Origin of the sequence: Bizionia paragorgiae (assembly GCF_900107625.1) — a bacterium.
Classification (GTDB): domain Bacteria; phylum Bacteroidota; class Bacteroidia; order Flavobacteriales; family Flavobacteriaceae; genus Bizionia; species Bizionia paragorgiae.
In genome coordinates this window covers 145,560-170,648 of the sequence record NZ_FNQK01000003.1, presented here as the reverse complement: position 1 = coordinate 170,648, position 25,089 = coordinate 145,560, and the positions used below count along the sequence as shown (strand labels likewise).

Below are 25,089 nucleotides of genomic sequence, written 5' to 3'. Positions count from 1 at the left end.
AAATTATATATTAATTCTTTTGAAAATTATTGCACGTAAAGTTGTTATCATTTTTGATAATTCGGTGATTAATCTTCTATTTTCCTCATCTTCTTCAGTCGTAATATAGTTTCTTAACCAAGCTTTAGAACTACAAGCAATACATTCATGTGCACTATACCAAGCGTTACCTAAATAATTATGAAACTGTTTATCAGAACCGCTTGCCCCCTCTGCTATATTCAATGCTATAGAATCTGCCGCTCTTTTAAATTGTGATGTCAACTCAAATCGTTCATCTTTAGGAAATTTCTTTGTTTGTACATTAACAACTTCTCCAAATTCCATTGCGGTTGTATAAATCGTTAATTCCTCAAATTTGAAATGATACTTGGACCTTCTCATACCCCAAACCTATTACCTTTTTTCTTCATTCGTCTTAACAACGGACTACAACGGTATCTGTCTTCGTGGTATTCGTTATATAAATCGTCTAATTTTGACACGCACCAATCGATACCTTTCTCATCTGCCCAAGCCAATAGCCCTTTTGGATAGTTAACCCCTTTAGTCATGGCATTGTCAATATCTTCGGCTGAAGCGATGTTTAAAAACAAGGCATCTGCCGCTTCGTTGATTAGCATCACCAATACTCTATCGAATATTTGATTTGCTAATTCTTTATCTTGTTTTGGTTCTGGTTTTACAGCACCTTCAGAATAATCATAATATCCTTTTCCTGATTTTCTTCCTAAATAGCCAGCTTCTGAAAATCGTTTTTGTGTAAAAGACGGCTTATATCTCGGATCGAAATAGAAGGCCGTAAATACGGTTTCGGTAACGGTATAATTCACATCATTTCCAATGAAATCCATGAGTTCGAATGGTCCCATTCTAAAACCACCAACCTGTTTCATTGCAGCATCAATCGTTGCAAAGTCAGCTATACCTTCCTCGTAAATTCGTAATGCTTCACCATAAAATGGACGCGCTACTCTATTCACGATAAACCCAGGAGTGTCTTTAGCAACAGCGACTGTTTTTTTCCAATCCCTAATGGTTTGTATGGACTTTTCAAGAACTTCTTTTGCGGTTTGAATTGCAGGAATAACCTCTACCAGCTTCATTAATGGTGCTGGATTAAAAAAGTGAATCCCAACACAACGTTCAGGCTTTTGAAGTGATGAGGCAATGGAAGCGATAGACAAACTAGAGGTGTTTGAAGCGATAATACAATCGTCGGCAACATAAGACTCTAATTCTGAAAACACCTTTTTCTTAATGTCAAGGTTTTCAATAATGGCTTCGATGGTTAGGTTTGAATCTGCTAAACTTTTCAATTCAACGACATAAGAAATATTCGATTGAATTCTGTTTTTTTCTGCATCGTCTATTCTACCTTTCTCGATTAAACGAGATAATATTTTCTCAAGAGACGCCTTAGCTTTATCTAAAGCCACTTGATTGGTATCGTATAATTTCACTTTGCAACCAGCAGTAGCAGCAACTTGCGCTATGCCACTTCCCATGGTTCCTGAACCTATAATTCCTACGTTCATGTTTTATATTTTTATTGTGGATTCCTATCTGCGTAGGAATAACAAATCTGTTTATTTAATTATATTATCGAATTTAAGTTGCGGGAAGCAACCTTATTCGAACTTTCTTATTTCCCTTTAAACTCAGGTTTTCTTTTTTCAATAAAAGCAGAAACTCCTTCAGCATAATCTTCTGTTTGTGCCGCTTCAATCTGTAATTTAGATTCTAGAGCTAATTGTTGCTCTAAGGTATTTGTCATCGAGCTATTGAATAACTCTTTGATTAAGCCTAAAGCTTTTGTTGGCATATTAGCGAGTTTCAATGCTAGTTTATTTACTTCTTCATCGAAGCTTTCTAAAGGAATCATTTTATAAATCATTCCCATTTTCTCTGCTTCTTCAGCTGAAATCTTATCTCCTAACATGGCTAAGGCTTGCGCTTTTTGAAAACCGATTAATCGCGGTAAGAAGAAGGTTCCTGCACTATCAGGAACTAAACCTATTAAGCTAAAAGCTTGAATGAAGCTCACTTTTTCATGAGCCACTACAATATCACAGGCTAATGCAATATTTGCTCCTGCACCAGCTGCCACACCGTTTATAGCGCCTATAATTGGTTTTTTAATATTTCGGATTCTGGTAATTATAGGATTGTAATGTTCTTCGAGGATTTTTTTGAATCCCGGATTTAACTCCGGACTGGTTACTTCTTTTAAATCTTGACCTGCACAAAATGCTTTTCCGTTCCCGGTTAAAACCATGGCTCTAACTTCCGGATTGTTTTCACAGTCGTCTAAAACACTTTGCAAACGCAAAGCCATTTCGCGATTAAAACTATTGAAAACTTCTGGCCTGTTTAGTGTAATGAAGGCGATTTTGTTTTCGATTTTTAATTCGATTGAATTATTGCTCATACCTTATATTTTGTTTGTCATAAAAAAAAGGGATGGTCTTAAAGAAGATTTTCCCTTCGTTTTAAATAACTTTTATTTTAAACATTTAAAATAGTCGAACGGCTCTTGGCAGTCATCACACTGAAATTGTGCTTTACACGCTGTTGAACCAAACTGACTGACTAATCGTGTGTTTTGCGAACCACAATTGGTACACTTAACAATACGTTTTCCGTGCAGCAATACATCTTTATCGGCTTCCGGCCCAAGAGGTGCTGCAATTCCGTAATCTTCTAATGCTTTTCTACCTCGTGGCGTAATCCAATCGGTGGTCCAAGCTGGGTGCAGAATTAATTCTACATCAGAATCGTAACCTGCGTGTTTTAAAGCCGCTTTAATATCATCACCAATAACGTCCATTGCCGGACAGCCGCTGTAGGTTGGTGTGATTTGCACTTTAACTTTATTATTTTCGATAACTGCAGAACGCACCACACCCATATCCATAATAGATAGGACCGGAATTTCAGGATCTGAAACTTGCTCCAAGATTGGAACTAAGATGTCGTCTATATTTTGTTCTGTTGTTGTCATTTGTTGTTGAAATTGAAATTGAATTCGAAGTTAAAATTTCACATCTGGCGATTCAACTTCGTGTTCGATTTCGTTATTCTATTTTCTTTGTATCATGAGATTCTTCGCTTTCGCTCTGAATGACATTTCTGTTTTACCATTCCATATTTGGGTAAGCACGTTGCATGTATTGCAGTTCTGCCAACAAATAGCCCATATGTTCTGTATGAATACCTTTTTTACCTCCTTTTTGGAAGTATTTAGATTCTGGTGTTTCTAATGTCGCTTCGGTTAAAACTTCGTTTACTTTTTCGTAATAGGCCTCTTTTAACTTGGTAACATCTACACCAATTCCTTCTGCAACCATAGCTTTATCAGCACCCGTTTGATGGAATAGTTCATCGGTATAGGTCCATAAATCGTTTATAGCTTCTTGTATTTTGGCTTTACTTTCTGCTGTACCATCACCTAAACGCTTTATCCAATCTGAAGTAAATCGCTCATGGTAACGCACTTCTTTAATACATTTTTTTGCAATTGCAGAAAGTGTTAAGTCTTTACTTTTCTCTAATTCTGTAAGGAATAATAAGTGGTATACATCAAAAAGAAAGTGACGTGCTATGGTATAAGCAAAGTCTGTATTTGGTTGTTCTACCAATAAGACATTTACATATTCACGCTCTTGACGAAGCATGGCAATATCATCTTCTGTTCTACCATCACCTGCTAATTTTGATGCATATTGAAAATAGCTACGCACCTGACCGAATAAATCTAATGAGATATTCGTACACGCGATATCGGTTTCTAAACTTGGACCATGGCCACATAGTTCTCCCATGCGCTGAGCAAGGATTAAGCTGTTATCTGCTATTCCAAGTATGTAATTATATAAGTTTTGTTTCATGTTGAAATTGAAATTGAAATTGAAATCGAATTCGAAATCCCTTCAATTTATATTTTTAATTCTTGTGACAATAATTCTAATAAGCTGATCATTTTCATTTTTCAATTTAGCTAAATCAGCTTCAGAAAATAATTTAGCTTTAATCTGAATGTTCAGATTTCTTAAAGACTCTCTTAATTCCTTTAGACAAATCCTTAACTTGTTTATTTTATCTTTATCTGTTCCTGCTCCTAAAACTTCACCATAATTTAAAGCTGAAGAACATGATGAACGAATAAGCTGTTTCGCTAAATAATCTCCGGCATAAGACAAAGGTTTTTTGTCGTAAAGCAAAATAACTTCAGCTGCGAAATCTTCCAATCTTTCCGTTAGGTCAAATTTATAATTACTCATCTTTTCAATTTCTTTTTCAGCTTCAAGTTCAGTTTCACCTTTACATGTGCTTCACTTCGTCTGGTAAATCGTAAAACGTTGGGTGACGGTATACTTTATCTTGAGCAGGCTCAAACATTTCGCCATTATGCTCTGGGTTTGATGCTGTAATATTTTTTGATTCTACAACCCAAATACTTACGCCTTCATTTCTTCTTGTATATACATCACGTGCATTTTCTAGAGCCATATCTGCATCTGCAGCGTGAAGACTACCAAAATGTCTGTGTTCTAATCCGTTTTTACTTCTTACGAAGACTTCCCAAAGAGGCCATTTTTTCATGTGAATTTGAATTTGAATTTGAAATCGAAGTTGAAGCTCCGACATCAAATATTTATTACTTTATTATTTTTTGAAATTATAACTGAATTTAATATCTTTTAATTTATATTTTTAATTCTTGTGACAATAATTCTAATAAGCTGATCATTTTCATTTTTCAATTTAGCTAAATCAGCTTCAGAAAATAATTTAGCTTTAATCTGAATATTCAGATTTCTTAAAGACTCTCTTAATTCCTTTAGACAAATCCTTAACTTGTTTATTTTATCTTTATCTGTTCCTGCGCCTAAAACTTCACCATAATTTAAAGCTGAAGAACAGGACGAACGAATAAGCTGTTTGGCTAAATAATCTCCGGCATAAGACAAAGGTTGTTTGTCGTAAAGCAAAATAACTTCAGCTGCGAAATCTTCAAGTCTTTCCGAAAGGTCAAATTTTCTGTCGCTCATCTTTCAGTTTCGAGTTCAATTTTGAATTCTTAAACGACTTGTTTTTTCTTTCTTTCCTGTGATTTTTCTGCATAAGCCATAGCTGCATCACGAACCCATTCTCCGCGTTCCCATGCTCCTACTCTAGCTTTCATACGTTCTTTGTTACATGGTCCGTGACCTTTAACCACTTGCCAAAACTCGTCCCAATTAATTTCACCGAAATCGTAGCTTCCGCGTTCTTCGTTCCATTTTAAATCTGGATCTGGAATGGTTAAACCTAGAATATCGGCTTGCGGCACTGTTTGATCTATAAACTGCTGACGCAGATCGTCATTAGATTTTCTTTTTAGTTTCCATTTCATAGATTGTTCTGTGTGAACAGACTCTGCATCTGTTGGTCCAAGCATCATTAATGCTGGCCACCACCAACGGTTTAGGGCATCTTGCGCCATTTCCTTTTGTTCTGGCGTACCATTACTAAGTTTTAGCATGATTTCGAAACCTTGTCTTTGGTGGAAACTTTCTTCTTTACACACACGAATCATCGCTCTTGCATACGGTCCGTAAGAGGTATTACAAAGTGGCACTTGGTTAATAATGGCTGCGCCATCTACCAACCAACCAATGGCTCCCATATCTGCCCAAGTAATTGTTGGGTAGTTAAAAATGGAAGAGTATTTTGCTTTTCCGGTATGGAGTTGCTCGTACATTTCGTCTCGTGAAATCCCAAGAGTTTCTGTTGCCGAATACAAGTAGAGTCCGTGACCAGCCTCATCTTGTACTTTAGCAAGAAGCGCTACTTTACGTCTTAAAGATGGCGCTCTGGTAATCCAGTTACCTTCTGGAAGCATCCCTACAATTTCGGAATGTGCGTGTTGCGACATTTGACGAATATGTGTTTTACGGTATTTTTCTGGCATCCAGTCTTTAGGTTCGATTTTCTCGTCTCTTGCGATACGTTCTTCGAATTGTTTTTCTAGATTATTTATTTGTTCTTCACTCATAATAGTAGCTTTTCGCTCTGGGCTCATCGCCTTTCGCTTATTGAACTTATTTTTATTTTAATTAGAAACCGGACTTGTAAACAATCACTGATTTCTGATTATGCCTTTTGTAGGCTGATTAGTGCGTTAGGGATTGAGGCTTTGTTGGAGCTCCTCGTAGAGAGCGACTGCCGAAAGCCCGACCCTTTAGGGTAACGCCCAAATGTTTATATTAAACGTCGAAATCGACAACAACTTTTTCTGTAGTTGGTACCGCCTGACAGCTAAGCACCAAGTTTTGAGACACCTCTTTATCGTCTAAAGCGTAATTGATTTTCATCTCTACCGCGCCATCCACGACTTTACATTTACAGGTGCTACACACCCCACCTTTACAGGCAAAAGGTAAATCGGCACCAGCACCTAAGGCAGCATCTAAAATATTGTCGTATTCCTTGGTCATGGTGAATGCGAATTCTTTACCGCCATCGACGATAGTGACTTCTACGCCTTCTACATTTTGTTTGGCTAGACGCTCAGCACGCTTGATATCTTCTTCTGAAAGTCCGGTAACAAACAGCTCGAAATGCACCAATTCTTTAGGCAGACCGGCGTTGATTAAATAATCGCTTACATAATGTACCATCTTTTCTGGACCACATAGAAATACTTCGCTGGTATCTGGAATATCGATGAATGTTTTGGTGAGGACTTGCATTTTTTCATCATCAAAACGTCCGTTAAACAATTCGATATCGCGACGCTCTTTGGTTAAGAAATAATAAATTTCTAATCTTCCGAAATAGGTATTTCTAAGTTGCTCTAATTCTTCCTTAAAGATAATGGATTTTGCTGTCTTATTCACATAAAACAGTTTACAAGTAGAATTTGGCTCGCCTTGTAAATGCGTTTTTATCATTGACAAAACTGGTGTAATACCAGATCCTGCAGCAAAAAACAAATAGTTTTTAGGTTTTTCTACGTTAACCTCCACACCGAAAGTTCCGCTAGGTTTCATGACTTCAAGCGTATCATTTGCCTGAAGTTCATTATTTACAAAGCTTGAAAACTTACCGCCAGGAATTAACTTTACAGCTACCCTCCATTGGTTATCTATTGGACTAGAACATAAGGAATAAGAACGACGAACGTCTTCTCCGTTAATATCTGCTTTTAAGGTTAAGTGTTGACCTTGTCTAAACTTAAATATATTTTGCAGATCTGAAGGGATATCGAAAGTGATTACCGAAGTGTCATCGGTTTCTTTATAAATGTCTGCAACTTTTAGTTTGTAAAATTCTGCCATTCTATCTTTAATTCGTTTTTCTAAATTTAGCCATATTCGGCCTGTAAAAGAAAAAGAAACTGTTATGTTAAACTTAAATCTTTAACTAACACTTGTTAGTTTAGCAACAAATCTACAAAAATTATCCATAGTGATTTGTTAAAATTTAAGCGTCAATACCTTGAATTAAAATTCGACTTAAACTTCTAGACAAACTATTTATATCTAGATTCTCTTTTTTAGGAATCCACAGATACAATGACCGCAAGGTAGTTAGCATGGAGAAGAGAATAATTTCAGGGTTTTCATTAACGATCTCCTTGTTTTCAATGCCTTTTTTTATAATATCTCTAAAGTCGTCTTCGTAACCATTTCTTAAGGTTAGATAGTGTTGCAATTGGTCACCCAGGTGCATCCAATCATTATTTAGAGACGCCATGCCATAGGTATTTTCGCTTGCTAATTTAATATGAAGCTCGACAATATCGGTTAGTTTTTGAGCAGTTGGGGAATTAGAATTTTTAATATTACTCATCTCTTCGGTAAACTGCTCGGCTATGGAGAGAATAATACTATTAAGAAGTTCTTGCTTAGAATTAATATGGTTATATAAGCTAGCGGCTTTCATACCCAGCTCGGTAGCCAAATCCCTCATAGTAACTGCACTATATCCTTTTTTCTTAAACAGTTTAGCTGCAGCTTCTACAATTTCCTCTTTTCGGTTTTGTTGTTTCATGATAAGAAGTATGTCTCTATATTTACCGGATTTTTACTAATGTACTCTTATTCCATATCTCATTGAGGTATAACAACAGTATTTAGTCATTAGTTAAAAAAACGACGGCACCTATTTTTTGGAGCAAGATAAAAACAAATCTACAAAATGATAAGTTTCCTCAAACTTAAAGCGATATCTCTCATTAAAACACTGTTAGGTGATCAACTTACTGCTACTTCAAGATCTTAATTTAATGAAATACAAAGCGCTATAAAAATTAGGAAATATCTAAAAATCAACATGAAACAAAGCAAAAACTAAAGCTATGCGCGTTAAAAAATCCCGTATAAATTTATGCCCTTAAAATTATAAGCCTTATTTTAAGGCTTAATTTACACAACTGATATGGGGTTTTTGGATTTTATTTTTGGAGCAAAAAAAAGAGAAGTGCAGTCGTTTATAAACCATAATGCGATTATATTAGATGTACGCACGCAACGCGAATGGGACAACGGCCATATAGAAGAGGCGATTCATATTCCTTTAGACGAGTTAAACACGCGAGTTCACGAAATCAAATCACTTAAAAAACCTGTAATTACCTGTTGCGCCAGTGGTGTGCGTTCTGCTAAGGCTGCGAAATTTTTAAACTTGAATAATATTAATGCTACTAATGGCGGCGGTTGGGTTAGCCTACAAAATAAATTATAATTTCATAGTATTTAGAGTCGCTTCAAATGTATCTGGAGATTCAATAATAGTCTCATTGTATTGCAAGGTCCAACCTAGTGAATGCGTTAGAATATAAAACTTAGACAACTCACTAATCAATCTGTTTTTAGCATTCGATTTTAGATCGGAATTTTCAAACTTTTTGAGCAACGCACGGTTTACATTGTCTTTTATAGCATTATAGTCTTTGGCTACAAACGGACTTAAAAAATCGGCTTGCACATCATAGTATTCAAAATCTGGACTGATTTTAATTTCTTCTTTTGGGATGCTTAAAATGTGTAAGATTTTATTTTCCGAATCTATTTTATATTCAATTTTACTAAGATCATAGGCCACAGACACCTCTGCATTAACAATAACCAATGCTTTTTTTTCTACATTAATAAGGTTGCCGAATAAGGCTTCTGACTTGTTATAATTAAAAACCTGACTATAATGACCTTCAGTCACTACTAATTTACCAACATTTTTAAGTTGTTCTTGAATAAGTGCAGAGTGTTCTTTGAGAATGATTTTATCTTCTTTTTGATCCCCACAATATTTAAAAGTCATTAAGATAAGCAGCGTGATAACAACGCCAAATAATAAGTTTCGCATGGACCTAATATAGGAAAACTTTCAGAGTCTTTATTATAATCATAAAAAACATCAGTAAACACTGAAGTTGATTAAAACTTCCAAGTTACTGATGTCTTAAATAAATGATGATTAATAGCACTATAAACTTACAACTTATTAATTATCAGTAGTTAAAAAATCGACGAACTCACAAAATAATTGTTGAAAGGATTATATGCTATAAATTGATATAGAAAAGTAGTAACCTGAAAAAACATCAATATCAAAGTGCTTATCACTCCCAATACTGATGTTTCTAACTGATTAATAGCATATTGAATATACGTCATAAATTCGAACCCACAATAAATACTCGTTAAACTGCGAATTAAATTGTTAAACACATTAAAAGTGGAGTTCAATTAAAACGGGACTCCCAAGGTTTTCAATTTTGAAATCTTATTATTTAATCCTTCAATAAATTTTAAATGCGCTTGAGAATACGGGTTAAAAGGTTTATGGGTAAGACCTTTTTGCACGGCATCAACTTCTTTCATTAAAGGGTATACGTTTGGTGCTATCCAAGCATTTTGAAACAACTCCCAAATATAATTTACTGCAGTAGAATTAGGATGCACTAGGTCTTCGGCATAAAAACGATAATCGCGAAGTTCGTCCATCATAATTTCAAAAGACGGAAAATACATTGGTGAATTAGATATAGAACGCTCATCGGCAATCACCTGATGAATAGCAGCTATAAGGTGGGACTTACTCAGGGTATTTTCAACAAAGCCATCTTTTATATGACGTACTGGAGACACGGTAAAAGTAAATTGAACATTAGGATTCACCGATTTTACTTCTCTTATCACCGATTTTAAACTTGCACTTATTTCGTGAATAGACAACAAGCGTTTTTCGAACATGTTTTGAGGTACTTTATGGCAATTAGCCACAGTAGCCTGTGTGTCTTTTAAAACATACACCCATGCTGATCCGAGAGTAATAATTATATGAGACGCTTTTATTACACTTTGGTACGTTAAAGAAACATTAGAATTTAAAGCTTCTAATAAAGCCTCTTTAGAGACTTGACTTAATTTAGAATGGGCGTCATAACACTGCCAACGCTCATTGTAATAAAACACATCATCGCTAGTATACACCTGTTTATGAAGCGCTTTTAGAAGGAGTTTCTCAATCGCTTTAGGATGAAATAAGATCCCAAATGGGTTGGAGGTGTTTTGAAATTTATAGTATTCAAATTTCTTTGAAATATGTTCGGCAAAACAAGACCCAAATAGCAATACATTTGACTTATAATCGATAGGACTACCGACTTTCTGTATTGGTATTTGGGTTTGAAGTTTCACCTGTATTTAATTATATATCCTACTGTACGTAGTTTTTAGCCTCTTTAAGCGCTTGCTCTATTCCCGCAGGGTTTTTACCTCCAGCAGTTGCAAAGAACGGCTGGCCACCACCGCCACCTTGAATAAGCTTTCCTAATTCTCTAACGACAAGTCCCGCATTAAGGTTGCGTTCTTGAACTAATTCTTTAGAAATATAACACGTTAGCATCGCTTTATTTGCATCGGCAGATGCAAATAATAAAAATAGGTTTTTATGTTTATTCCCTAATTCAAAAGCAACATCTTTAATTCCAGAAGCGTCTAAATCAACTTTCTTAGCTAAAAATTGAATGCCGTTAATTTCACTTAACTCATTGGCTAATTCCCCTTTTAAGTTTTTCGCTTTCTCTTTCAACAAACTTTCGATTTGCTTTTTTAAAGCTACATTTTCCTCTTTTAAAGATTCCAAAGCTTTAACTGGCTCTTTAGCATTATTAAGCAAATCTTTCATTTCAAAAAACGCGCGGTTATTTTCAGAGTAAAAATCTTTAACTGCATCGTTGGTAATCGCTTCTATACGTCTAATTCCTGATGCTACAGCACCTTCAGAAACAATTTTAAAATGCCAAATATCACCGGTGTTTTTAACATGAGTCCCCCCACAAAGCTCCATAGACTGTCCGAAACGAATAGTACGCACGGTATCTCCGTATTTTTCACCAAATAAAGCTACAGCCCCCTGCTCTAAAGCTTTTTCCATAGGTACTGAGCGCTGTTCTTCTAAAGCTAATTTGCCTTCTATTCTCGCGTTGACAAAATCTTCAACATCGCGTAATTGTTCTGGTGTTACTTTTGAGAAATGTGAAAAATCGAAGCGCAAGTATTTTGAATGTACAGCACTACCCTTTTGCTCGACATGATCACCCAAAACCTCTCTTAATGCTTGGTGTAATAAATGGGTTGCCGTATGATTACATTCGGTACGGTAACGTTGTTTGGCATCTACAACCGCTTTAAATGTCGCATTGAGATCTGATGGTAAGGTTTTTGAAAAATGAATGATAACATTATTTTCCTTTTTAGTGTCTACGATATATACAACATCTCCTTTAGCATCTTCAAGGTAACCTTTATCTCCTACTTGTCCTCCACCCTCAGCATAAAAAGGTGTAAGATTAAAAACCAATTGATACATCTCCCCCTCTTTTTTAGAGGTTACTTTTCTATATCGTGTTAATTTAACTTGTGCTTCTAAATGATCGTATCCTACAAACTCTTCTACAGCATCATCCACTAAAATGGTCCAATCATCGGTAGTCATTTCACTAGCGGCACGCGAGCGTTGTTTTTGTTTTTGCAGCTCGTCGTTAAAGCCTTTTTCGTCTAAGTCTAATCCTTTTTCAGATAAAATTAAGGCTGTTAAATCTATAGGAAAACCATAGGTATCATATAATTCGAAAGCTTTATCTCCAGAAACTTCCTTTCCTTTTGTCGTTTCAATAATACGATCTAACAACACTAAACCTTGATCTAATGTTCTTAAGAAAGAGGTTTCCTCCTCTTTGATTACGTTTTCAATAAGTTGCTTCTGACTTTTAATTTCCGGGAAAGCTTCCCCCATTTTTTTACTTAACACATTTACCAGTCTGTAAATAAATGGCTCCTTTTTATCTAAGAAGGTAAAGCCGTAACGCACAGCGCGACGAAGAATTCTACGAATTACATAACCTGCTCCCGTATTACTTGGCAGCTGCCCATCGGCAATAGAAAAGGCTACAGCACGTACGTGATCTGAAATAACACGAATCGCAATATCAACTTTTTCTTCTTTACCATACTCCGTATCTGTTATGGTTTCAATTTCACGAATAATAGGCGTAAACACATCGGTATCGTAATTTGATTTTACATCTTGTAATACCATACACAAGCGCTCAAAACCCATACCTGTATCGATATGTTTGTTAGGTAAACTTTCTAAAGAACCATCGGCCTTACGGTTGTATTGCATAAAAACCAAATTCCATATTTCGACAACCTGTGGGTGATCCTGGTTTACTAAATCTTTACCTGAGACTAATGCTTTTTCTTCTGGTGTACGAATATCAACATGAATTTCACTACATGGTCCGCAAGGTCCTTGCTCTCCCATTTCCCAGAAGTTATCTTTTTTATTCCCCATAAGAATACGATCTTCAGGAATAATAGCTTTCCAAAAATCGTAAGCCTCTTGATCCATTTCTAAATTGTCTCCGTCTTTACTTCCTTCAAAAACGGTAACGTATAATATGTCTGGATCTATTTTATAAACATCTACTAATAATTCCCAAGCCCAAGCGATTGCCTCTTTCTTAAAGTAATCACCAAAACTCCAGTTCCCCAACATTTCGAATAAAGTATGGTGGTAGGTATCGTATCCTACTTCCTCTAAGTCATTGTGTTTTCCGGACACACGTAAACATTTTTGTGAATCGGTAATACGCGTGTTTTTAGGCGTTCCATTACCAAGAAAAAATTCTTTAAAAGGCGCCATTCCCGAATTTACAAACATCAGGGTAGGGTCGTCTTTTAAAACCATGGGTGCAGATGGAACAATACTGTGTTTCTTGCCTTCGAAAAAATTTAAATATGTAGAGCGTACGTCTTGAGATTTCATAATGTATCTATTAGTCTTACTTCTGTTAAATTACTATTAATAGTAAATTGTTTTTAATTTATCTCCCTTAATTTTATGCTATTGATTTTAAGAGATTGAACCTACAATTATACTCTTATCAAAAATAATATGATAATATTTTTGTAGGTTTGTTCGTTTGCTAACCAATTAAACTCTTTTTTTTAATTGTTTAACAGTGCAAAAATAGTATAAATTAGATAATGAGTAAGGTAAAATATTATTATGATTCAGATACATTATCGTATCGCAAGATAGAACGTAAAAAAAGGCGTACTATAAAGTATGCTTTATTCTTTTTATTTGCTGCTGCTTTATTTGGTTTTGTATTTGTTTTTATAGCTAGTCAGTATTTAGAATCGCCAAAAGAAAAGGCCTTACAACGCGAGTTAAGTAATATGCAGATTCAGTTTAATTTACTGAATAAAAAAATGGACGAAGCTGAAGCTGTTCTTGCTAACGTTGAAGATCGTGACAATACTATTTACCGCTTATATTTTGAAGCCAATCCGATTCCTGAAGAACAACGCAGAGCAGGTTTTGGTGGTGTTAACCGATACTCAAAATTACAAGGTTATGACAATTCTAAAATTATTATAGAAACAAGCAAGCGCTTAGACATCTTACAAAAACAAATTGTTGTACAATCTAAATCTTTAGACGAAATTGCTGTTTTAGCCGAAGAGAAAGAAAAACTCCTTGCCTCTATCCCAGCCATTCAACCTGTTAAAAACGAGGATTTAAAGCGTGTAGCTTCAGGATATGGTTACCGTACAGATCCTTTTACTAAAGCTAGAAAGTTTCATTATGGTATGGATTTCACGGCACCGCGAGGCACCCCAATTTATGCCGCTGGAGATGGTGTAGTTGTTAGGGCTGACAATAATTCTACAGGTTACGGAAATCATATAAGAATAGATCACGGTTACGGCTATGTGTCGTTATATGCTCACTTGTACAAGTTTAATGTAAAGAAGAATCAAAAAGTACAGCGTGGAGATATTATAGGTTTTGTTGGTAGCACCGGTCGTTCGGAAGCGCCACACTTGCACTATGAAATTTTTAAAGATGAAGAACGCATCAATCCGATAAACTTTTACTACGGAAGTTTAACTGCCGAAGAGTTTGATAAACTTGTTGAGCACGCTTCTTTAGAAAACCAATCTTTAGATTAATGCATATAGATCTTCCAGAAAAACGCTATTATGCGATTGGCGAAGTTGCCAAGGCTTTCAAGGTAAACACCTCATTAATTCGCTTTTGGGAGAAAGAATTTGATGTGCTTAAACCAAAAAAAAACGCTAAAGGGAATCGTAAATTTACGCCTGAAGACATAGAGCATTTAAAATTTATTTATCATCTTGTAAAAGAAAGAGGATTTACTCTTGAGGGCGCGAAAATTCACTTAAAAGAAGAACGCCGTCAAACACTTTCAACTTTTGAAATTATTAGTAAATTAGAAGGTGTAAAAAATGAACTCATCAAAATAAAAAATCAACTGTAACATCCGCGTTACATTTACTACTAATAAAATAAACACTTAAAACTAACTATTATGAAAAAATGGCTAATCCCGGTAATTATATTAGGCGTACTTGCTTTCAGTCTGTACTCTTGGGGGAAAAACTTTAACAATACTGCTGTCGACTTACAAGAAACAGCAACCAAAACTTGGGGTAATGTAGAGAGTAGCTACCAACGTAGAAACGACCTAATTGGTAATTTAGTTAAAACTGTACAAGGTGCAGCAGATTTTGAAAAAAGCACCTTAGAAGCGGTTATTAATGCGCGATCTAAAGCAACATCTATTACTATAGACCCTTCAAATATTACACCACAGCAATTAGAACAATTTAATCAGGCACAAAGCGGATTAAGTAGTGCGCTTTCGCGATTACTTGTTTCTGTAGAGCGTTATCCAGACATTAAAGCGAATCAAAACTTTTTAGAGTTACAATCGCAATTAGAAGGTACTGAAAACAGAATTAATGTTGCTAGAGACCGATATAACGAAGCCATAGAGCCGTACAACAAACACGTTAAACGTTTCCCTAACTCACTTTTAGCGGGACTGTTTAATTTTGACCCAATGGATTACTACCAAGCCGAAGCAGGAAGCGAAGTTGCTCCTGATGTAGACTTTGATTTTAAATAAGATATGCCAAATACAGTTGAAGCTTTTTTAACACCTAGTGAAGAACAAGAGATTGTTGCAGCTATTCGTGTGGCAGAAAAGCAAACCTCAGGAGAAATCCGAGTACATATTGAAAACACTTCTAAGGGCGACATTGAAGCGCGTGCTTTAGAAGTGTTTTCTTCACTTAAGATGTACAATACAGATCAACGCAACGGCGTGCTTATTTACGTTGCTGTAGACGATAGAAATTTCGCTATTTATGGCGATCAAGGTATTAACGACGTTGTTAAAGACACCTTTTGGGATGATACGATTCACAGTATACAAGCTCAATTTAAAAAAGGACATTTTAAACAAGGCTTAATAGACGGCATTTTAAAAGCGGGCGAGCAATTAAAAGCGTATTTCCCTTGGGATGATACCGATAAAAACGAACTCTCAGACTCTATTTCTAAAGGTTAAAAAATACCATGCACGATTCTCCATCTTATAGTACAGCCTATTCATCGTTAAAAAAAAGCATCCTATTTTTAGTCTTTGCTTTTTGTTCACTAACACTGTCCTTTGGGCAATTTGATATCCCTAAAAAACCACCTTTAAAGGATGGCGGACAAACGAGTGTTTACGATTACTATAATTTACTATCGGCAACAGAAAAAAGCACTTTAGAGAATAAGCTTGTAAAATATTCTGACACCACTTCAACACAAATTGTTGTGGCGATTATTCCATCGACCAAAGGGGAATATATAAATTACCTAGGTGCGAATTGGGCTGAAAAATGGGGTATTGGAGATGCCGAAAAAGACAATGGAATTTTTATTCTTCTTGCCCGAGACGATCGAAAAATTGGGATCAGCACAGGAAAAGGTACCGAGCATTTAATGACCGATGCTATGTCTAGACGTATTATAGAAATGGACATCATTCCTTTTTTTAAGCGCAACGATTATTATGGCGGATTAAATCGCGGTGCAGACGCCATATTCGAAGTAATGCAAGGCGAATACACAGGCACTCGTCAAAAAGCTCCTAACGAAGGTTTCCCAGTAGGACTTATGTTTTTCCTATTTATAGTTTTTATAATCATCTTAGCTTCAATATCTAAAAACCAAAGAGGCGGTGGCGGTGGTAATAATGGCGGACACCGTACAACGAGTATTTTAGATGCGATCATTTTAAGCAGCGCTGGCCGAGGTGGTTTTGGCGGTGGTTTTGGTGGCGGTAGCTCCGGAGGAGGTTTCGGCGGCGGCGGATTTGGCGGTGGATTCGGCGGCGGTAGCTTTGGTGGCGGTGGTGCCTCAGGAGGCTGGTAACAATAATCAACTTTTTACCTGCTCAATTTTCTAATTATTAAGCACTCCATACCACACTAATACAAGATTACTTTAGCAAATTGGTCGTTCAAAATAGAAGGGCCAATTTCCCTGATAAAGAAGAGCATTTATTACCTTATAAAACAGCACTAGCAACACCAAACGCGGGTTGTGTTTATACTATAGATTCTATTCCTAATATTAAAAACGCAATCTAGCAATCAAAACTCACTAGATGAACGTCTTGTATAGGTTCTAATAAGCACTATAGTCGCTTAGTTTTCTAATTTCAAAATACCCTAAGCAAATTTAATAAGCTCTAATCTCAGTATAGCTAACTCTTTAACACATGCTATTATAAACCCTCTTTGGTAGACTCTGTAAAGTAAACGACTATCAGATGGGGTTAGTAAAACATTAGACTGTATTATTAAACATTGGTAAACACTTTAAATCAGAACACATCTCCTAGAGTATTAACAAAAAAAAATCAGCAACTTAGTTGCTGATTTTTTTTTTGATTGTGAGTTTAGCTTTCTTTAAAAGAAATGCATGCCACCACTTCTAGTTTCTCCTTTTGACCCCAAGCTATTAAACTTCCAACTAAAGCTCAACATAAAGTATTGTGTTAAGACCGTACTTTGAGAATCTTCAATATAATCTCGTGTTGCCGTTCGTCTAGCATTGGTATTTTGATTTAATAAATCATACACTTTTAAGGTAACAGCACCTTGGTCTTTCAGAACAGAATAGGCCAAAGTTGAGTTCCAAAACCATGCATCTTTTTGAAAGCCTTCAGCAATATCGGGGTTATAATTAAAGCTAATATCATTTCTCCATTCAAAATTCTTAGGCAAGAACGTCGCTGTTCTCAATCCTAAGTTATGTCTCGAAAACGTACGATCTTCAAAGGCTTCAATATCATATTTATTTTTAGAAAATGTAATTCGGTAATAGGGTTTAAACTCCATAACCTTCTTCCAATCGAACTCTAAAGATAAGTTCGGAGTTATCGAAGCTACTTTACTAGCGTACTGCACACCATTATTAAAGTTTATGTTTTTAGACAAGTTACCCCAAGCACTCAAACGGACTTTAACCTGACGCAACGAATCTAATTTGAAATTTTTACTGTAACTAACACTTGCGTTTCCTCGATAATTCCCATCGACATTGGCATAGGTTGTAATACGCTTTAAAGTCTCAGGGTCGACTTCTGTTTTAGAAACCACCTCGTTATTATTAAAATCAAAATTAGTATAAATATAAAACCCTGTTCTTTTTTGCCAATCGAAAGAGTTATATCCTAAATAAAAGCTGTGCTTATTAGAAGGGCTTAGATTCGGATTTCCAATAACAATGTTTAACGGATTAGACACATCAGAATAGGCTTGTAATTGCCTTAGAGCTGGAGGCGCTGTTTTATAGTCGTATCCAGAATACACAGAGGCTTTTTTACTAAATCGATAATTAAAGTAATAATCGATCTCGAAAGCTTCAAAGTCTTTTTTTACATTAAAATGCTCTCGGAGTAAATCGTTATTTTCAAGTGTTCTAAACACATAACTTCCCTTTAAGCTAGTAAACCATTTCTCTGTTTCATAAGACACTTTTAATCCCGGAGAATGCTTTGTGTCTAGATAATCAAAATCTGTACTTAATTCCTCATTAAAATCATCAAAACCATTAGATATTGAATTATGATCGAAAGTACTTTTGGTATTTTCATCGCTATCTCTATCGTATTCGTATTCAAAATTTAAAAAAAGTTTCTTAGAGATTACCGGCAGGCGATATGTGAAATCTACACCTAAGCCTCTACTTTTATTTAAGCCACTGGTATATTGGTTTCTATTAATAGACTCCGGATTACTTCCAAAAACTTCTGTATCTGAGCTTAAGTAGTCGTCGCTTTCGTTATTATTAATACTATTATTTAACTGCAGTCTAAAAAACGCGCCATCACTCCCATACTTTTTAGTCAGGCTTAAATTATTACTAAAGCGCTTACCTAAACTTTCTACGTTCGAATTCAGCATAGATTGGTTAATAAGCTCTTGATTTTCATTAAGCGTATTATCACTACTGTAGTAATTTGTTTGTGTGGTTGTATAACCAAAAGACGGTTTAATATTGATTAAAAAAGTAGAATCTACTTTTATTTCAAAATCTAAATTTGCTGTATGACTATCGGTATCATTAACGGATCGTGACACGGAGTTAGAAAAAAACCGAGAATCGGATAAAATGGTTTCTCTTTGTGAAGACGATTCATTTTCAGAGTTACTTCCGGAATAAAAATAATCTCCAGACACATCTGCAAACTCCCCTATTTTATCGGCATAATTCGCACCAACATTCTGAGATTTAGTAATCCCTTCTCCCCCACCAAAAGAGCGGCCTCCTATAGAAAATGAGCCATTACTATTCCAAGAGGTACTTCCGCTACGGCCAAACATTTTAGAAATCTCACCAAAACTAAAGCCTGGAGAATTGGTATTATTACCACCCGCAAGAACACTTATACGTTGGTCATTATCAAAAACATTAACCATTCCAGCAAGTTCATAACGTTTATCGGTACCTGCACCGGCAGACACCCGTCCGAAAACACCTTTGTTATTTTCTTCTTTGATTGTTAAGTTGATGGTTTTATTGTCTTTATCCCCTTTTTCTCCTGTAAAGGCTTCAGATTTGGTTTTTGTATCGACAATCTGAATTTTTTCAATAATATCCTTAGTCAGGTTTTTAGTTGTAATACTCGGATCGTCTCCAAAAAAGGGCTTACCGTTTACCAATATCTTATTAACATCCTTACCGTTTATTTTTATTTTACCATCATCATCAATCTCAACACCTGGTAACTGTTTTAATAGATCTTCGACATTAGCGTCCTTTTTTGTTTTAAAAGAGCTTACATTAAATTCTAAGGTGTCCTTTTTAATCGTAACGGGTGCAGTAGATTGAATAACGACTTCCGACAGCGAGTTAGAACTTAGTTCTAGTGGCAGGACATCAAGTTTTAGTTCGGTTTTATCCTGTGGGATTTTAATAATTTGGGAATGTGTATTATACCCCACATAAGAGATTAATAAATGTAATTTATCATCGTAAGTTTTATCCTCTAAAACAAAAGCCCCATCCCTATCGGAAATAGTATAAGACACCAAAGAGCTATCTTTTACGCGTTGCACATAAACGGTTGCAGCTTCAAGAGGAGCTTGATCGTCTGCCCCTATAAGGGTACCGGAGACTTTAAATGATTTTGATTGTGAGAATACACTTCCGACACTTAAAAGTGCTAAAAGCAGTAAGAACTTTCGCATTATTAATAGTTTAAGTTAGTTTAGACAACGAAAATAACCTACTAATAGCATGAAAGTTCTTAATAAAAATATAAAGTTTGAAGTTTAACTTATTTCTTCCTTAGGTACACACTAATTGGCACCCCTTGAAAGTCAAAAATCTCTCTTAGTTTATTTTCTAAAAAACGTTTGTATGGATCTCTTACATATTGTGGTAAGTTACAGAAGAATGCAAATTGCGGTTGCGGTGTTGGCAGCTGCATAATGTATTTAATTTTAACGAATTTCCCTTTGTATGCTGGTGGCGGGTAGTTCTCAATAATTGGTAGTAAGGTATCATTAAGGACACTTGTTTTAATTTTCTTACTACGGTTTTTATAAACCTCAACAGCGGTTTCAATCGCTTTATAAATACGTTGTTTTGTTAACACAGACATAAAAACGATAGGCACATCGGTAAAAGGTTCCATTTGCTTACGGATTACCTTTTCGAATTCTTTAGTCGTTTTATGGTCTTTTTCTACCAAGTCCCATTTATTAACCAAAATCACCACTCCTTTTCTATTTCTTTCGGCTAACCAAAAGATATTTTGTACTTGGCCATCAAAACCACGTGTTGCATCTAATACAATAAGACACACATCACTATGCTCGATAGCTCTAACGCTACGCATTACAGAGTAAAATTCTAAATCTTCTTTAACTTTAGACTTCTTACGAATACCTGCCGTATCGACTAGATTAAAATCAAAGCCAAAACGATTGTATTTCGTATCGATAGAATCTCTAGTTGTACCTGCAATATCTGTTACAATATAGCGGTCCTTTCCAATAAGAGCATTTATAAACGAAGATTTTCCGGCGTTAGGACGTCCTACTACAGCAAAGCGTGGCAATGCCTCACCTTCCTCTTCTACTTGTTCTACTTTTTCTGGGAGAGCTTTTACTAAATCGTCTAATAAATCACCTGTACCGCTACCGTTTATACTAGCAATAGTATAATATTCTCCTAAACCTAGAGAGTAAAATTCTACAGCGTCTTCGGCGCGTTTATTATTATCGACTTTGTTAACAACCAAAAACACTGGCTTTTTAACTTTACGTAATAAATCGGCAACCTCTTCATCCATTCCTGTTACGCCAGACTCTACGTCTACCATAAAAATAATAGCATCGGCTTCTTCGATAGCTAAAACAACTTGCTTATCGATTTCCTCCTCGAAGACATCATCACTTCCTTTAACATAACCACCGGTATCTATTAAAGAAAACTCTTTTCCATTCCAATCACTTTTTCCGTAATGACGATCTCTTGTTACACCACTTACCGCATCGACAATGGCTTCTCTTCGTTGAATTAAACGATTAAAAAATGTGGATTTTCCTACATTTGGTCTTCCGACAATAGCTACTATATTACTCATATTTTTTGTTTTAATCTGCATTACATATCCTGTAAGCGCCTGCAAAGGTAGTGTTTACTTATTTAACAATTTTAATTTATTTTTAATTCGCTGAAAATAAATACAAAAGAGCTTATTAAAAATCTTTACATTAGAAGCTTCTAAAGTTAAAAAAAATGTCATTAACCAACGAAATTGTACTGAGACCGCGTTTTAAATTTGACGTAAACCAGGACAACGAAACACTTTTAAAAGTCTTTGAAGACACTAAAAACACACAACGTGATTTTGTAGTCTCTAGAATTGACGATCATGTTTTTATTAAAATCCCCAAAGCGAAACAACACTTTTGGTCTCCGCAATTACATTTAGAAATTAGCGAAAACGACACCAAAGGAACTTGCACGATTCGCGGTTTGTTTGGTCCTAGCCCTACAGTTTGGACTATGTTTATGTTTTTCCACTTTATAGTGGCTTGTTTATTTTTTGGCTTTGGTGTATGGGCGTATAGTAATTGGACTTTAGACACCAATTACTCTCTACAATTATTTGTAGCCCTTTTTATGGTTCTGATTTGGTTAGCACTTTACTTTGGTGGAAGCATAGGTAAGAAAACCGGTTCAGGACAGATGCATGAATTACATGGGTTTATGCGTAACACCTTGCGAAGTAATGGTATTAGCACCGAAAACCACTAATTACTGATTATAGCCAAAACGCTTTAATTGACGTTGGTTGCTTCGCCAATTTTTATTGACTTTTACATACAGCTCCAAGTGAATTTGTTTTCCAAAGAATTTTTCTAAATCTTTTCGTGCTTCTACTCCAACACGTTTTAAAGCACTCCCTTTATGACCTATAATAATTCCCTTTTGCGTTTCGCGCTCTACCATAATAACCGATCGCACACGAATTATTTCATCCTCTTCAAAAAACTCTTCGGTATCAATTTCTACAGCATAAGGAATTTCCTTTTTGTAGTGCATTAATATTTTCTCACGAATAGTTTCATTAATAAAGAAACGTTCTGGTTTGTCTGTTAATTGATCTTTTGGGTAAAATGGTGGCGATTCGGGTAGCAATTCGATAATTTTATCGAACACTTCTTTGACGTTAAACCCTTCTAAAGCAGAGATAGCAATAATTTCGGCATTAGGCACTTTTTCTGCCCACAGCTGCACTTGCTCTTCTAATTGCTCTTGATTAGATTTATCGATCTTATTTAAAAGTAATAATACTGGTATTTTAGCATTTACTATTTTATTAAAAAACGCTTCATCCTTCAGTTCTTTCTCTCCGATTTCTACCATGTAGATTAGCAAATCGGCATCTTCGAAAGCCGATTTTACAAAATCCATCATCGAGGCTTGCAATTGGTATGCAGGTTTTATAATCCCTGGTGTATCACTTAAAATAACCTGAAAATCATCACCATTAACAATACCTAAAATTCTATGACGTGTAGTTTGCGCCTTAGAGGTAATAATAGATAATTTTTCGCCTACAAAGGCATTCATTAAGGTCGATTTCCCAACGTTAGGATTTCCAATAATATTTACAAAACCAGCTTTATGCATACTCTTTATTTTTTTACAAAGATACTGTTATTACACAAGGTACGAAAAGAAAAAAATACATGCTATTTTTAAAAGGTGACTGTTTTAATTTTTTTCCACAATTGTTTTAAAACCAACGCAAAGATAAGTGTTGATAGTGTTAACAAAATGGCTTTTGTATAACGACCATATATCCAATATCCCGTTGCAAATAATGCGCTATACACAGCTCCACAACCAACAAGGGTTGCCAAAATACCAGAAGGCACATTCCAACTGCCGCTAGTAAGCTCGGAAGCATCGTGGTTTTCCAATTTACTTTTTTCTATCACTTTAGTCCATCCCGGTCCGCCAGGTTGTATCTTTTTACAAAAATTTATAAGGGTAGCACTAGATTCAGCAGGTGTAAATAACGTTACTAACAACCATGATATTGTAGTTACTAATACAATAAATGGATAAGTCATCCAACTTGGCATTAGCCCTTCAACCTCAACACCGGTTACCAAATGTGTTCCACCAAACAACCAGTCGCCAAACGAAGTAAAACTAATTAAAATGGAAATAACTCCGGATACGATCATTGCTGAAATCTCACTCCACGCATTTATACGCCACCAAAACCAACGTAAGATAAAGATAAGCCCTGTACCTGCTCCAAACATTAGAATAATATTAAACAGTTGTAGAGCATTAGTTAGTACTAGCGCTAAAGCGGCAGAAACAACCATTAATAAAATGGTGGATAAGCGCCCTACGTTAACAAGCTCTTTTTCGGAAGCATCTGTTTTTATGTGTTGTTTATAAAAATCATTAACAATATAAGACGACCCCCAATTTAAGTGTGTCGATATGGTGGACATATAAGCTGCCACTAGCGAGGTTAACACAATACCTAAAAGACCGTTAGGCAATTTAGTTAACATGGCAGAATAGGCTAAATCGTGACCCAATTTATCTTCGGCAATATTAGGAAAAGCTGCCTGTATACTTGCGATATCTGGATACACAACTAAAGATGCCAAGGCTACTAAAATCCATGGCCACGGACGAAGGGCATAGTGTAAAATATTAAAGAAAAAAGTAGCTCCTATAGCATGGTTTTCATTTTTTGCCGCCAACATACGTTGAGCAATATACCCACCTCCACCGGGTTCGGCACCAGGGTACCAAGCGCTCCACCACTGTACAGCCAAAGGAATTATTAAAAGTGTAATTAAGGCTTCGGTATCTGTAAACGACGGCAGAATGTCTAATTTATTAACCACATTTTCATTTTCCATTAATGCTGTTAATCCACCAACTTCCGGTAAATTCACACAATAATAAGCCGCTGCGATACCACCAAACATAGCGACAAAAAACAATATAAAATCGGTATACACGACACCTTTGAACCCTCCAACAGTACTAAAAACAACCGTAACTATTCCACCAATAAAAATGGTTTGTAATGGCGTTAACCCCAACATAACTTGCCCAATTTTAATTGCTGCCAAGGTTACAGCAGCCATAGCTAAAACATTAAAAACAACCCCTAAATAAACCGCTCTAAACGCTCTTAAAAATCGTGCCGGTTTACCGCCATAACGCAATTCATAAAATTCAATATCGGTATTCACACCAGATTTTCGCCATAATTTTGCATAAACAAAAACGGTTAGTAAGCCTGTGATAAGAAAAGCCCACCACACCCAGTTACCACTGACACCTTTATCTCGCACAATATCGGTCACTAGATTTGGGGTGTCGGTAGAAAATGTTGTCGCTACCATAGACACTCCTAACAACCACCATGGCATCGTTCGGCCAGACAAAAAATACTCACTAGTACTTTTACCTGATTTTTTTGAAACTACAAATCCTATGGTTAGTGTTACTAAGAAAAATCCAATAATAAAGGCGTAGTCATAGCCATTTAATGAAATCATATAAAAATAGTTTTTGTTGGGTGTTTTATAAACTAGATTACCATAGAAATCTAAAACTATAGATTTCTTTTTTACGGGAGCAATATAACTACTTTTT

The 25,089-nt window shown here is 35.7% G+C and carries 25 protein-coding genes; 7 read left to right on the top strand and 18 right to left on the bottom strand.

Going from position 1 to position 25,089, the window contains the following annotated elements; translation table 11 throughout:
* Window positions 1-3: 3 nt before the first annotated feature.
* The 11 genes from BLV64_RS03190 to BLV64_RS03140 all read right to left on the bottom strand — a co-directional run bounded on the left by BLV64_RS03190 (window position 4) and on the right by BLV64_RS03140 (window position 8,040).
* Window positions 4-384: a four helix bundle protein gene (locus BLV64_RS03190; RefSeq protein ID WP_092132329.1), complete on the bottom strand. Its 381-nt coding sequence runs from the start codon at window positions 382-384 to the stop codon at window positions 4-6.
* Window positions 381-1,538 (bottom strand): 3-hydroxyacyl-CoA dehydrogenase NAD-binding domain-containing protein, encoded by a 1,158-nt coding sequence (locus BLV64_RS03185; protein WP_092132326.1) that lies wholly within the window; start codon window positions 1,536-1,538, stop codon window positions 381-383. Before BLV64_RS03185 ends, BLV64_RS03190 begins: the two co-directional genes overlap by 4 nt.
* 107 nt (window positions 1,539-1,645) lie before the next feature.
* Entirely contained in the window at window positions 1,646-2,431 is a 786-nt protein-coding gene (locus BLV64_RS03180; RefSeq protein ID WP_092132323.1) for an enoyl-CoA hydratase-related protein, read from the bottom strand.
* A gap of 72 nt (window positions 2,432-2,503) precedes the next feature.
* Window positions 2,504-3,004, bottom strand: coding sequence for a 1,2-phenylacetyl-CoA epoxidase subunit PaaD (paaD, locus tag BLV64_RS03175; RefSeq protein ID WP_092132320.1), 501 nt, complete (start codon window positions 3,002-3,004; stop codon window positions 2,504-2,506).
* 133 nt (window positions 3,005-3,137) lie between these two features.
* Window positions 3,138-3,890 (bottom strand): 1,2-phenylacetyl-CoA epoxidase subunit PaaC, encoded by a 753-nt coding sequence (paaC, locus tag BLV64_RS03170; protein ID WP_092132317.1) that lies wholly within the window; start codon window positions 3,888-3,890, stop codon window positions 3,138-3,140.
* 42 nt (window positions 3,891-3,932) lie between these two features.
* On the bottom strand, window positions 3,933-4,283 hold the full coding sequence (locus BLV64_RS03165) for a four helix bundle protein (RefSeq protein ID WP_092132314.1): 351 nt from the start codon (window positions 4,281-4,283) through the stop codon (window positions 3,933-3,935).
* A gap of 40 nt (window positions 4,284-4,323) precedes the next feature.
* Window positions 4,324-4,605, bottom strand: a complete 282-nt coding sequence (paaB, locus tag BLV64_RS03160; RefSeq protein WP_092132448.1) for a 1,2-phenylacetyl-CoA epoxidase subunit PaaB — start codon at window positions 4,603-4,605, stop codon at window positions 4,324-4,326.
* A 98-nt stretch (window positions 4,606-4,703) separates the two neighbouring features.
* Complete coding sequence (locus BLV64_RS03155; RefSeq protein WP_092132312.1) at window positions 4,704-5,054, bottom strand: four helix bundle protein; 351 nt, start codon at window positions 5,052-5,054, stop codon at window positions 4,704-4,706.
* A gap of 29 nt (window positions 5,055-5,083) precedes the next feature.
* Complete coding sequence (gene paaA, locus BLV64_RS03150) at window positions 5,084-6,040, bottom strand: 1,2-phenylacetyl-CoA epoxidase subunit PaaA (protein ID WP_245705857.1); 957 nt, start codon at window positions 6,038-6,040, stop codon at window positions 5,084-5,086.
* A gap of 211 nt (window positions 6,041-6,251) precedes the next feature.
* A complete protein-coding gene (locus BLV64_RS03145) occupies window positions 6,252-7,325 on the bottom strand; it encodes a 2Fe-2S iron-sulfur cluster-binding protein (protein WP_092132306.1) in 1,074 nt (357 codons plus the stop codon).
* Window positions 7,326-7,470: 145 nt separating this feature from the next.
* Window positions 7,471-8,040, bottom strand: coding sequence for a TetR/AcrR family transcriptional regulator (locus tag BLV64_RS03140; RefSeq protein ID WP_092132303.1), 570 nt, complete (start codon window positions 8,038-8,040; stop codon window positions 7,471-7,473).
* Between the two features lie 387 nt (window positions 8,041-8,427).
* On the opposite strand from BLV64_RS03140, the gene BLV64_RS03135 reads away from it, so the two are divergent.
* Entirely contained in the window at window positions 8,428-8,733 is a 306-nt protein-coding gene (locus BLV64_RS03135; protein ID WP_092132300.1) for a rhodanese-like domain-containing protein, read from the top strand.
* Here the strand turns inward: BLV64_RS03135 and BLV64_RS03130 are convergent.
* From BLV64_RS03130 to alaS, 3 genes are all read right to left on the bottom strand, one after another.
* On the bottom strand, window positions 8,728-9,354 hold the full coding sequence (locus BLV64_RS03130; protein WP_092132297.1) for a DUF4230 domain-containing protein: 627 nt from the start codon (window positions 9,352-9,354) through the stop codon (window positions 8,728-8,730). The genes BLV64_RS03135 and BLV64_RS03130 overlap by 6 nt on opposite strands.
* A gap of 383 nt (window positions 9,355-9,737) precedes the next feature.
* Window positions 9,738-10,691 carry a GSCFA domain-containing protein gene (locus tag BLV64_RS03125; protein ID WP_092132294.1) on the bottom strand — a complete coding sequence of 318 codons (954 nt, stop codon included), beginning with the start codon at window positions 10,689-10,691 and terminating at the stop codon, window positions 9,738-9,740.
* A gap of 19 nt (window positions 10,692-10,710) precedes the next feature.
* Window positions 10,711-13,326, bottom strand: coding sequence for an alanine--tRNA ligase (gene alaS, locus BLV64_RS03120; RefSeq protein ID WP_092132291.1), 2,616 nt, complete (start codon window positions 13,324-13,326; stop codon window positions 10,711-10,713).
* 221 nt (window positions 13,327-13,547) lie between these two features.
* Between alaS and BLV64_RS03115 the strand changes: the two genes are divergently transcribed.
* The 5 genes from BLV64_RS03115 to BLV64_RS03095 are packed head-to-tail and all read left to right on the top strand — an operon-like array spanning window position 13,548 to window position 16,797.
* Window positions 13,548-14,519: a M23 family metallopeptidase gene (locus BLV64_RS03115; protein ID WP_092132288.1), complete on the top strand. Its 972-nt coding sequence runs from the start codon at window positions 13,548-13,550 to the stop codon at window positions 14,517-14,519.
* On the top strand, window positions 14,519-14,848 hold the full coding sequence (locus BLV64_RS03110; protein ID WP_092132285.1) for a MerR family transcriptional regulator: 330 nt from the start codon (window positions 14,519-14,521) through the stop codon (window positions 14,846-14,848). Before BLV64_RS03115 ends, BLV64_RS03110 begins: the two co-directional genes overlap by 1 nt.
* A gap of 51 nt (window positions 14,849-14,899) precedes the next feature.
* Window positions 14,900-15,499, top strand: coding sequence for a LemA family protein (locus BLV64_RS03105; protein WP_092132282.1), 600 nt, complete (start codon window positions 14,900-14,902; stop codon window positions 15,497-15,499).
* A gap of 3 nt (window positions 15,500-15,502) precedes the next feature.
* Entirely contained in the window at window positions 15,503-15,943 is a 441-nt protein-coding gene (locus BLV64_RS03100) for a TPM domain-containing protein (protein WP_092132279.1), read from the top strand.
* A gap of 8 nt (window positions 15,944-15,951) precedes the next feature.
* Window positions 15,952-16,797, top strand: a complete 846-nt coding sequence (locus BLV64_RS03095; protein ID WP_092132277.1) for a TPM domain-containing protein — start codon at window positions 15,952-15,954, stop codon at window positions 16,795-16,797.
* A 539-nt stretch (window positions 16,798-17,336) separates the two neighbouring features.
* Here BLV64_RS03095 and BLV64_RS03090 read toward each other — a convergent pair.
* Together BLV64_RS03090 and der are read right to left on the bottom strand one after the other, a co-directional pair.
* Window positions 17,337-20,123, bottom strand: a complete 2,787-nt coding sequence (locus BLV64_RS03090) for an outer membrane beta-barrel protein (RefSeq protein WP_092132275.1) — start codon at window positions 20,121-20,123, stop codon at window positions 17,337-17,339.
* A gap of 89 nt (window positions 20,124-20,212) precedes the next feature.
* Entirely contained in the window at window positions 20,213-21,526 is a 1,314-nt protein-coding gene (gene der / locus BLV64_RS03085; protein ID WP_092132272.1) for a ribosome biogenesis GTPase Der, read from the bottom strand.
* A gap of 155 nt (window positions 21,527-21,681) precedes the next feature.
* Between der and BLV64_RS03080 the strand changes: the two genes are divergently transcribed.
* A complete protein-coding gene (locus BLV64_RS03080) occupies window positions 21,682-22,203 on the top strand; it encodes a GTP-binding protein (RefSeq protein WP_092132269.1) in 522 nt (173 codons plus the stop codon).
* On the opposite strand, the gene era is transcribed toward BLV64_RS03080, so the two are convergent.
* Together era and BLV64_RS03070 are read right to left on the bottom strand one after the other, a co-directional pair.
* Complete coding sequence (gene era, locus BLV64_RS03075) at window positions 22,204-23,082, bottom strand: GTPase Era (RefSeq protein WP_092132267.1); 879 nt, start codon at window positions 23,080-23,082, stop codon at window positions 22,204-22,206.
* 68 nt (window positions 23,083-23,150) lie between these two features.
* The gene (locus BLV64_RS03070) at window positions 23,151-24,992 is read right to left on the bottom strand and encodes a sodium:solute symporter family protein (protein ID WP_092132264.1); all 1,842 of its coding nucleotides are present in this window, start codon (window positions 24,990-24,992) and stop codon (window positions 23,151-23,153) included.
* Window positions 24,993-25,089: the final 97 nt, after the last annotated feature.

Excerpts from the sequence above, each read along its gene's own strand:
- BLV64_RS03185 (WP_092132326.1), bottom strand. The coding sequence starts at position 1,538 with ATGAACGTAGGAATTATAGGTTCAGGAACCATGGGAAGTGGCATAGCG.
- BLV64_RS03100 (WP_092132279.1), top strand. The coding sequence starts at position 15,503 with ATGCCAAATACAGTTGAAGCTTTTTTAACACCTAGTGAAGAACAAGAG.
- BLV64_RS03115 (WP_092132288.1), top strand. The coding sequence starts at position 13,548 with ATGAGTAAGGTAAAATATTATTATGATTCAGATACATTATCGTATCGC.
- BLV64_RS03190 (WP_092132329.1), bottom strand. The coding sequence starts at position 384 with ATGAGAAGGTCCAAGTATCATTTCAAATTTGAGGAATTAACGATTTAT.
- paaB (WP_092132448.1), bottom strand. The coding sequence starts at position 4,605 with ATGAAAAAATGGCCTCTTTGGGAAGTCTTCGTAAGAAGTAAAAACGGA.
- BLV64_RS03135 (WP_092132300.1), top strand. The coding sequence starts at position 8,428 with ATGGGGTTTTTGGATTTTATTTTTGGAGCAAAAAAAAGAGAAGTGCAG.
- BLV64_RS03180 (WP_092132323.1), bottom strand. The coding sequence starts at position 2,431 with ATGAGCAATAATTCAATCGAATTAAAAATCGAAAACAAAATCGCCTTC.
- der (WP_092132272.1), bottom strand. The coding sequence starts at position 21,526 with ATGAGTAATATAGTAGCTATTGTCGGAAGACCAAATGTAGGAAAATCC.
- BLV64_RS03165 (WP_092132314.1), bottom strand. The coding sequence starts at position 4,283 with ATGAGTAATTATAAATTTGACCTAACGGAAAGATTGGAAGATTTCGCA.
- BLV64_RS03130 (WP_092132297.1), bottom strand. The coding sequence starts at position 9,354 with ATGCGAAACTTATTATTTGGCGTTGTTATCACGCTGCTTATCTTAATG.
- era (WP_092132267.1), bottom strand. The coding sequence starts at position 23,082 with ATGCATAAAGCTGGTTTTGTAAATATTATTGGAAATCCTAACGTTGGG.
- paaA (WP_245705857.1), bottom strand. The coding sequence starts at position 6,040 with ATGAGTGAAGAACAAATAAATAATCTAGAAAAACAATTCGAAGAACGT.
- BLV64_RS03080 (WP_092132269.1), top strand. The coding sequence starts at position 21,682 with ATGTCATTAACCAACGAAATTGTACTGAGACCGCGTTTTAAATTTGAC.
- BLV64_RS03110 (WP_092132285.1), top strand. The coding sequence starts at position 14,519 with ATGCATATAGATCTTCCAGAAAAACGCTATTATGCGATTGGCGAAGTT.
- BLV64_RS03070 (WP_092132264.1), bottom strand. The coding sequence starts at position 24,992 with ATGATTTCATTAAATGGCTATGACTACGCCTTTATTATTGGATTTTTC.
- BLV64_RS03095 (WP_092132277.1), top strand. The coding sequence starts at position 15,952 with ATGCACGATTCTCCATCTTATAGTACAGCCTATTCATCGTTAAAAAAA.
- alaS (WP_092132291.1), bottom strand. The coding sequence starts at position 13,326 with ATGAAATCTCAAGACGTACGCTCTACATATTTAAATTTTTTCGAAGGC.
- BLV64_RS03145 (WP_092132306.1), bottom strand. The coding sequence starts at position 7,325 with ATGGCAGAATTTTACAAACTAAAAGTTGCAGACATTTATAAAGAAACC.
- BLV64_RS03090 (WP_092132275.1), bottom strand. The coding sequence starts at position 20,123 with ATGCGAAAGTTCTTACTGCTTTTAGCACTTTTAAGTGTCGGAAGTGTA.
- BLV64_RS03105 (WP_092132282.1), top strand. The coding sequence starts at position 14,900 with ATGAAAAAATGGCTAATCCCGGTAATTATATTAGGCGTACTTGCTTTC.
- paaD (WP_092132320.1), bottom strand. The coding sequence starts at position 3,004 with ATGACAACAACAGAACAAAATATAGACGACATCTTAGTTCCAATCTTG.
- BLV64_RS03140 (WP_092132303.1), bottom strand. The coding sequence starts at position 8,040 with ATGAAACAACAAAACCGAAAAGAGGAAATTGTAGAAGCTGCAGCTAAA.
- paaC (WP_092132317.1), bottom strand. The coding sequence starts at position 3,890 with ATGAAACAAAACTTATATAATTACATACTTGGAATAGCAGATAACAGC.
- BLV64_RS03155 (WP_092132312.1), bottom strand. The coding sequence starts at position 5,054 with ATGAGCGACAGAAAATTTGACCTTTCGGAAAGACTTGAAGATTTCGCA.